Consider the following 573-nt stretch of genomic DNA (forward strand, 5'->3'; position numbering starts at 1 on the left):
AAAATCTACAGAGGAAAGATGTCCCACTTCCAGATTTCCAGTATTACTATGACAGAATCCATGCACCAGGGAGCCGCATGAACATTTCGTTCTGTTGGCTGGATTATAAAGAAAAGAATCCTGATGGTTATGAGAAGTCACAGTTTTACGAATACTTCAACCGATTCATAGCAGAAAACTATGGTGGCCAGAAGGTATCAATGGCCGTAAACCGAATCCCGGGTGAAAAGATGTATATCGACTGGGTCGGTGATCAGCCGGAACTGTTAACAGATACCGAAACGGGCGAGATCAAAAAAGTCCATATCTTTGCGACCACTCTTGGAGTCAGCAGTCTGATCTATGCAGAAGCTTTTCCAAATGAGAAGCTCCCATGTTTTATAGAAGGCTGTGCCCATGCTGTTTCATTTTATGGTGCTGTTACGAAATACTTTGTGCCCGATAACCTGCGAACTGCTGTAACCAGGCACACAAAGGATGAACTTATCCTGCAGTCTACATTTGCAGATCTGGAAGATTTCTATGAAACTATAGTTCTTCCACCACCCGCTAGAAAGCCGAAAGGCAAGCCTA

At 43.8% G+C, this 573-nt stretch carries 1 pseudogene; it reads left to right on the forward strand.

The features are described 5' to 3' along the window. A pseudogene (locus DW915_RS16230) lies at positions 1–573 on the forward strand (Mu transposase domain-containing protein); the annotation flags it as partial.

Source organism: Blautia sp. AM42-2, assembly GCF_003480245.1.
GTDB classification, from domain to species: domain Bacteria; phylum Bacillota; class Clostridia; order Lachnospirales; family Lachnospiraceae; genus Fusicatenibacter; species Fusicatenibacter saccharivorans.